The sequence below is a fragment of the Oceanicoccus sp. genome, assembly GCF_029238675.1.
GTDB lineage: Bacteria > Pseudomonadota > Gammaproteobacteria > Pseudomonadales > Dasaniaceae > Oceanicoccus.
Genome location: NZ_JAQWFR010000026.1, coordinates 66776 through 73275, shown reverse-complemented (window position 1 = coordinate 73275; position 6500 = coordinate 66776). Strand labels below are relative to the sequence as shown.

Annotated in this window: 10 protein-coding genes; 7 read left to right on the top strand and 3 right to left on the bottom strand. The window is 47.0% G+C overall.

All coding sequences use genetic code 11. The features are described 5' to 3' along the window. The first annotated feature begins 76 nt into the window (after nucleotides 1-76). The 5 genes from tusD (at nucleotide 77) to P8H32_RS09110 (ending at nucleotide 2572) form a co-directional block, all read left to right on the top strand. Nucleotides 77-469, top strand: a complete 393-nt coding sequence (tusD, locus tag P8H32_RS09130; protein WP_301089241.1) for a sulfurtransferase complex subunit TusD — start codon at nucleotides 77-79, stop codon at nucleotides 467-469. Nucleotides 470-471: 2 nt separating this feature from the next. Further along, nucleotides 472-834, top strand: a complete 363-nt coding sequence (gene tusC / locus P8H32_RS09125) for a sulfurtransferase complex subunit TusC (protein ID WP_301089240.1) — start codon at nucleotides 472-474, stop codon at nucleotides 832-834. A 6-nt stretch (nucleotides 835-840) separates the two neighbouring features. Further along, nucleotides 841-1140, top strand: a complete 300-nt coding sequence (gene tusB, locus P8H32_RS09120) for a sulfurtransferase complex subunit TusB (protein ID WP_297292921.1) — start codon at nucleotides 841-843, stop codon at nucleotides 1138-1140. A gap of 4 nt (nucleotides 1141-1144) precedes the next feature. Then, a complete protein-coding gene (locus P8H32_RS09115; RefSeq protein WP_301089239.1) occupies nucleotides 1145-1477 on the top strand; it encodes a TusE/DsrC/DsvC family sulfur relay protein in 333 nt (110 codons plus the stop codon). 72 nt (nucleotides 1478-1549) lie between these two features. Next, nucleotides 1550-2572 (top strand): glycosyl transferase family protein, encoded by a 1023-nt coding sequence (locus tag P8H32_RS09110; RefSeq protein ID WP_301089238.1) that lies wholly within the window; start codon nucleotides 1550-1552, stop codon nucleotides 2570-2572. 82 nt (nucleotides 2573-2654) lie between these two features. On the opposite strand, the gene galE is transcribed toward P8H32_RS09110, so the two are convergent. Next, on the bottom strand, nucleotides 2655-3668 hold the full coding sequence (galE, locus tag P8H32_RS09105) for a UDP-glucose 4-epimerase GalE (RefSeq protein ID WP_297292203.1): 1014 nt from the start codon (nucleotides 3666-3668) through the stop codon (nucleotides 2655-2657). 138 nt (nucleotides 3669-3806) lie between these two features. Between galE and trmA the strand changes: the two genes are divergently transcribed. Beyond that, nucleotides 3807-4895, top strand: a complete 1089-nt coding sequence (trmA, locus tag P8H32_RS09100; RefSeq protein WP_301089237.1) for a tRNA (uridine(54)-C5)-methyltransferase TrmA — start codon at nucleotides 3807-3809, stop codon at nucleotides 4893-4895. Between the two features lie 15 nt (nucleotides 4896-4910). Continuing rightward, nucleotides 4911-5207 carry a 4a-hydroxytetrahydrobiopterin dehydratase gene (locus P8H32_RS09095; RefSeq protein ID WP_297292202.1) on the top strand — a complete coding sequence of 99 codons (297 nt, stop codon included), beginning with the start codon at nucleotides 4911-4913 and terminating at the stop codon, nucleotides 5205-5207. Here P8H32_RS09095 and P8H32_RS09090 read toward each other — a convergent pair. Then, nucleotides 5190-5582, bottom strand: coding sequence for a hypothetical protein (locus P8H32_RS09090; RefSeq protein WP_297292201.1), 393 nt, complete (start codon nucleotides 5580-5582; stop codon nucleotides 5190-5192). The genes P8H32_RS09095 and P8H32_RS09090 overlap by 18 nt on opposite strands. Then, complete coding sequence (locus P8H32_RS09085) at nucleotides 5583-6500, bottom strand: hypothetical protein (protein ID WP_297292200.1); 918 nt, start codon at nucleotides 6498-6500, stop codon at nucleotides 5583-5585.

Sequence of the window (6500 nt, the reverse complement as noted above, 5' to 3'; positions counted from 1 at the left end):
TGACGACTAAACAGCCCAACTGATTGAAGCAAAGCCTCGATTTTATCGGGGCTTTTGTTTTTAGGATCAAAGCTAAATGCGTTTTTCTCTTATGATACTCGGCGCCCCCTATTCCAGCCAATCGGTTGCTACCGCGCTGCGCTTTACTCAGGCTGCCGTTGATGCTGGCCATAGCTTCCATCGTATTTTTTTCTACCATGATGGCGTTAATAGTGGCAACGCCCTGATTACTCCGCCACAGGACGAAAACAATATTCCACAACAATGGCAAAGCCTGGCTGACAAACACGGTATTGACCTGGTGGTCTGTATTGCCAGCGCCTTAAAGCGTGGAGTACTTGATAAGAAGGAAGCTGAGCGCCATGAACAAACTAACCATAACCTGAATAATGGTTTTACCATTTCAGGCTTGGGGCAATTGGTTGATGCCTCGATTGAATCTGATCGTTTGATCACTTTTGGGCCATAAGCATGACCAGCAAACGCATTTTACTGATCTGTCGTAAAGCACCCTATGGCAACGCCTTGGCCAGAGAGACCGCTGAGATCGCTTTAGCGGCTGGTGCTTTCGATCAAGAACTAGCCATCGCTTTTATTGGCGATGGCGTTTGGCAACTATTAGACCAACAAGACAGCGCGGACATTCAACAAAAAAATCATCAAAAGTTATTATCCGCCTTTGAGCTTTACGGCATCAGCGAAAGCTATGTTGAGAGCGCAGCCCTGGCTGAAAGGAACATAGACCACTCTCGTCTTAGTCTTGCAGCCAAACCAGTAAACCAACAACAGCTAGCCGATTTATTCGAGCAGGCTGATATTCTATTGACGGTATAAGCCATTATGATTTTACACACCGTTAATCAATCACCCTTTAATAACCAGAGCTTTGCAGACTGCTTAAAGTTTTGCCGCAAGGGCAGTTCTATCTTATTAATTGAAGATGGCGTCTATGCAGGCAAAAAAGGTACTGAATATAGTGCACTGATTGAAAGCAACAACAACATTAACTTCTATGCCCTGGCGGTAGATGTTAAAGCCAGAGGCCTGACTGAGGACTTAAGCCCTGCAATCAGCCTTATCAGCGACCGTGAGTTCGTTGACTTAACCGTTACACACAAAAGCGTGCAAAGCTGGTTTTAATCCTATGGAAATGATTGTCGACCAACAAACCATTCCACTGGATAAAGAAGGTTTTTTAAAAGACCTTAACCAGTGGAGCCCTGCCGTCGCCGAGCAACTGGCAAAAAACGAAGGCATCACCCTCAGCCAGGACCACTGGGAAATTATCAGCTTGCTGCAACAGTTTTATCGCGAGTTTGAATTATCTCCAGCCATGCGCCCACTGGTAAAATATATAGGTCAACAATTGGGCAGCGATAAAGGAAAGAGTATCTATTTGTTATCACTATTCCCCGGCAGCCCGGCCAAATTTGCCGCCAAAATAGCCGGTCTACCCAAACCCGATAACTGCCTGTAGGGTGGATTAAAATCCACCAATAACTATCACCAATAACTACCACCAATAACTACCACCAACCCAGAAACCATCATGTCAGAACAGTACCGCAACAAACTCAGCCAAATAAAAACAGGCGAACACCCCTTCGCCCAATATGTACGCATCCTTGGCAAGGGTAAAACCGGCTCCCGCTCCTTAACTGAACAGGAAGCCTTTGATGCCATGCAAATGATACTAAAAGGCGAAGTGGAAGACCTGCAGCTTGGAGCCTTTCTGATGTTATTACGCGTCAAAGAAGAAAGCCATGAAGAGCTAACAGGTTTTGTTGCTGCTGCCAGGGAAAGTATTGCCGCACCCAAAACCCTTGAGGTGCAATTGGATTGGTCCAGTTATGCGGGCAAGAAAAAACAGCTACCCTGGTATTTACTCAGTTGCTTTGCCATTGCCGATCAGGGTATTTCGGTTTATATGCATGGCGCCAGTGGCCATACCGAAGGCAGGCTTTATACGGAAGAGGTTTTAAACACACTGAATATTACTCCAGCGCAGAATTGGGCAACAGTGGAGCAGCAACTGAACACAACGCAGTTTTCATTTATGCCGCTGGAATTTTTATGCCCGCCATTAAAGCGCATTATCGATTTCCGTAATTATCTGGGTTTACGCTCGCCCGTGCATACTCTATCGAGACTACTGAATCCTCTGGCAGCCCCCTACTCCATGCAAAGTATTTTCCATCCGGCTTATGGTGACAGCCATCAGCAAGCTGCTATTAGTTTGGGCCAGGCCCATGCGGCAGTATTTAAAGGCGAAGGCGGTGAAATTGAACGGCGGCCTGAAGCCAGTTGTCTGGTTAAAACAGTTATTGATGGTGTAGCAGGTGAAGAAAACTGGCCCAAAATGGTTGAAGGCCGCCAGGCACTGCCTGAAACGCTGGATATTAATCACTTTAAAGCCGTCTGGCACGGGACTGCAGAAGACGCTTATGCAAACAATGCCATTATTGGTACTTTGGCAATTGCCATCAGGTTAATGCAAAAAGCCGATAGCCAGGAATCAGCTACCGCGCTTGCCAAGCAGTGGTGGCTGGAACGTAACACCCAGCGGCTATAACCCAACCACCCCCCTATAAAAAAACACCGTCATTCCCGCGAAGGCGGGAATGACGGCGGGGGCAGGTATGGTGGGTTGTATTTTACGTTTTATAACCCGAAGGGTTTTGGCTTTGCCAGCGCCAGCTATCTCGGGTCATTTCTTCTATACCCAGTTTTGCAGTCCAGTTAAGCTCCTGCGCCGCAAAGGCTGGATCAGCATAGCAACTAGCCACATCACCCGGCCGGCGATCAACCAGCTTATAAGGTACTGGTTTGCCACAAGCCTTTTCAAATGCAGCCACCATTTGCAGTACCGAGTACCCGGTACCGGTTCCCAGGTTATAGGCTATAGCGCCTGGGTTAGAGGCCAATTTTTCCAGCGCCTTAAGATGACCTAATGCCAAATCTACTACATGGATATAGTCTCTGACACCGGTACCGTCTACGGTATCGTAATCACTACCAAACACAGCAAGAGTCTCGAGTTTACCCACAGCTACCTGACTAATATAAGGCAGTAAGTTATTGGGAATGCCATTGGGGTCTTCACCAATACGGCCACTCTCATGAGCACCGGCAGGATTAAAATACCTTAACAACACGGCATTCCAGCGATCATCTGACACATTTAAGTCACGTAAGATTTCTTCTACCATTAACTTAGAGCGACCATAAGGATTTGTTGCCGATAAAGGAAAGTCTTCATCAATAGGCACAGTAGCCGGATCACCATAGACCGTTGCAGAAGAGCTAAAGACCACATTAAACACGTCATACTTTGCCATCACATCGCACAGCACCAAGGTGCCATAGACATTGTTTTGGTAATAAAGAGAAGGCTTGGCAACGGACTCCCCCACCGCTTTAAGCCCAGCGAAGTGAATCACTGCATCTATTTTTTCCTGGCTGAAGATAGTTTCCAGAGCGGCAGCATCACGAATATCAACCTGGTGGAAAACCAGCTCACGACCTGTAATTTCCTGCACCCGCTTTAATGACTCAGGGTGACTATTAGACAGGTTATCTACCACAATCACTTCATGCCCCGCCGCTAACAACTCAACGCAGGTGTGACTGCCAATATATCCTGCACCACCCGTTACTAATACCTTCATGCTTTAACCTATTGAATAAACTCTTGAATAACTTGCCTCTTGATCACTAAAGTGTAGCCAATAGCCGTGTTTTTTTCATTACGCATCACAGCAATAAATCACTATAATGCCTGCACTATTTACTATGTGACCAGCATCATGCCCCTTAGCAACGTCAATCCAGCTAATTATCAACAGCAACTCCACAACAAGGCCGAGCGTATTAGCCAACAGTTCCGTGAGTTTTGCCCCCCGGATTTGGAAGTCTACGATTCACCCAGTTTGCACTTTCGAGTGCGGGCTGAATTTAAAATCTGGCATCAAGATGATGACACCTACTATGTGATGTTTAATAAGGCCGAACCTAAACAACCTGTAAGAATTGACCATTTTCCCATCGGCTCAACGATGATTACCGGTTTAATGGATACCTTGATGGAGGCCATCAAACCATCGCCCCTGCTCCGCCACAAACTCTTCCAGATGGAATTTTTAACCACCCTCAGCGGCCAGGCACTGGTCACTATGATTTACCATAAACCCCTGGGGGACGATTGGCAGCAACTAGCGGAGCAACTACAACAGCAACTGCAGATCAAAATTATTGGCCGCAGTAAAAAACAACGCCTGGTGCTTAGCGAAGATTATGTAACGGAGAGCCTGACGGTCAAAGACCGGCAATATGATTTTCAACAGGTAGAAAACAGCTTTACCCAACCTAATGCCACCGTTAATCAAAAGATGCTGACATGGGCGCTGGATAACTCCCGTGGTTTAGGTGGCGACCTGGTTGAACTCTACTGCGGCAACGGTAACTTCACTGTTGTGCTGGCTCAAAACTTTAATAAAGTGTTAGCTACTGAGATTTCTAAAACCTCGGTCAGATCTGCCAATTACAATTTTGAGCTTAATGGCATTAGCAATGTGACTGTTGCCAGAATGTCCAGCGAGGACTTTTCCTCAGCTCTGGCGGGTGAGCGGGAGTTTCGCCGCCTTAAGGATATTGACCTGAGTAGCTACCAATTTTCTACGGTGCTGGTGGACCCACCCCGGGCAGGTCTGGATAAGCTGACTGAAAAATTAATCAGCCAGTTCGATCATATTTTGTATATCTCCTGCAATCCCAATACCCTCTATGAAAATTTGAAGGCGCTGTGCCAAAGTCACGACATCATTAAATTCGCCATCTTTGATCAATTCCCCTATACCGATCATATTGAGTGTGGTGTTATGCTAAGCAAGAGATAAACAACAGGATTGGCTATGAATACTATTGCTGCGTTAAGTGAAGCTGAGATTCAAACACGATTGCAGTCCCACGGTGAATGGGCGTTGCAAGGGACCAAACTTTACCGCCGGCTGGTGTTTGAAGATTTTGTTCATGCCTTTGGTTTTATGACACAAATCGCTATCGTCGCAGAGAAACTCAACCATCACCCTGAGTGGGCCAATGTTTACCGTACGGTAGATATTTACTTAACCACCCATGAAGCCGGTGGTGTTAGTGAAAGGGATTTTGAATTGCTGGAAAAAATCGAGCACTTAATCGGAAGTCGATAGCTGGTCATAATCACTGATGATATACCGGTGCCCCGGGTGAATAATCAACTGCTGCTGAAAAGAGGTCATCGCTTTTATATTTTTATTAATAAAGGTATCAATGCGATTGCCCCCTTGAGACACCTCATACCTTAAACCACCCTGCTTATTAAGCAGTACAGAAATAAGCGCAGAACGACCGGGGTTTAAAAGTTTAAGCCTGGCTTCAGCTTGAGCCCCAGTACCAAACAGCCTGATATAATCCACCGCTTCTGCACTCCGGTTAATCACCTCAAGTTGATACACAGCCACTTGCCGCGATTGCCAAACGTTGTAAGCCAGCCCTAATAGCAGGGCCACTAATAGCAACAGCAAAACCATCGCGCTGTTTTTCATTTAAAACACCCGAATGCCCTGCTTGCGAAATTGGCGGGTTAATACCTCATCCAGCTGGTCGAGGTCGTCTTTTTCAATATCAATCACAGCACAGCCATATTGCTGGTAAATATCTTTGCGCTGCATCCTCTGGGCAAGGCTGGAACCGCCAGCATCATCCCAGCACTCTATATAAAGCTGATGCGCTGGCAGATAAAAATCCGCCCGCAAGGTTTGTGGGTTATCTTCAGCCACAAAAGGTAATTCACGCTGGCAGGCGTGGGCAATGCCCGCCATATACAGCCAGTGGCAGATTTGAAAATGCGCTCTGCTGCTGTGCCGGTGACCATCCAGCCCTTGATAGTCACTTTGATTGGCAAACATATCACCAGACACCGCTGCAGGGTCTGCATAAACCCCGGCGGAAAATTCTAACAGCTTACTTAAGGCTTTATTGCTCTGGATATCCTGTGGCCACACCACATAAAAGGTACCGCTACTGTCATTCTCTAATTGGATGCCACCACGCTGTTCACCCACAGCGGTGAGCTCCCAGCCTTGAAAGCCATGTTTAATCCAACCCAGCTCCGCCAGTATACGGTTAACTTCACGGGCACTAAGCCCAAAGGCCTTACCAACCATGGTCGCAGAAATATGTCGATTATCTTCAAGGGCCAGCAACAAAGGATGGGAGGCCAACTCTTCCGGCCAAACGATATAGCGACCATAGCGCTTGCTATGCACATACTCACCCCCTTCAAACTCACCCTTGGAACTTAAGGCCCAGCCCTCGTCCAGCTTGCGAATCCAGCCATAATCTTTCAGGGTGGCAAATAATTGCTGTGATGGGACATCCAGCACCTTGGCCAGGGCACTGGTGGATAATTTCTGCGGGGGCTCTTTTTGCGTGCTTTGAGTTTGTTGGGGCTTGTCATCCAT

Excerpts from the sequence above, each read along its gene's own strand:
- P8H32_RS09090 (WP_297292201.1), bottom strand. The coding sequence starts at position 5,582 with ATGAAAAACAGCGCGATGGTTTTGCTGTTGCTATTAGTGGCCCTGCTA.
- tusC (WP_301089240.1), top strand. The coding sequence starts at position 472 with ATGACCAGCAAACGCATTTTACTGATCTGTCGTAAAGCACCCTATGGC.
- galE (WP_297292203.1), bottom strand. The coding sequence starts at position 3,668 with ATGAAGGTATTAGTAACGGGTGGTGCAGGATATATTGGCAGTCACACC.
- P8H32_RS09110 (WP_301089238.1), top strand. The coding sequence starts at position 1,550 with ATGTCAGAACAGTACCGCAACAAACTCAGCCAAATAAAAACAGGCGAA.
- P8H32_RS09085 (WP_297292200.1), bottom strand. The coding sequence starts at position 6,500 with ATGGATGACAAGCCCCAACAAACTCAAAGCACGCAAAAAGAGCCCCCG.
- trmA (WP_301089237.1), top strand. The coding sequence starts at position 3,807 with ATGCCCCTTAGCAACGTCAATCCAGCTAATTATCAACAGCAACTCCAC.
- P8H32_RS09095 (WP_297292202.1), top strand. The coding sequence starts at position 4,911 with ATGAATACTATTGCTGCGTTAAGTGAAGCTGAGATTCAAACACGATTG.
- tusD (WP_301089241.1), top strand. The coding sequence starts at position 77 with ATGCGTTTTTCTCTTATGATACTCGGCGCCCCCTATTCCAGCCAATCG.
- tusB (WP_297292921.1), top strand. The coding sequence starts at position 841 with ATGATTTTACACACCGTTAATCAATCACCCTTTAATAACCAGAGCTTT.
- P8H32_RS09115 (WP_301089239.1), top strand. The coding sequence starts at position 1,145 with ATGGAAATGATTGTCGACCAACAAACCATTCCACTGGATAAAGAAGGT.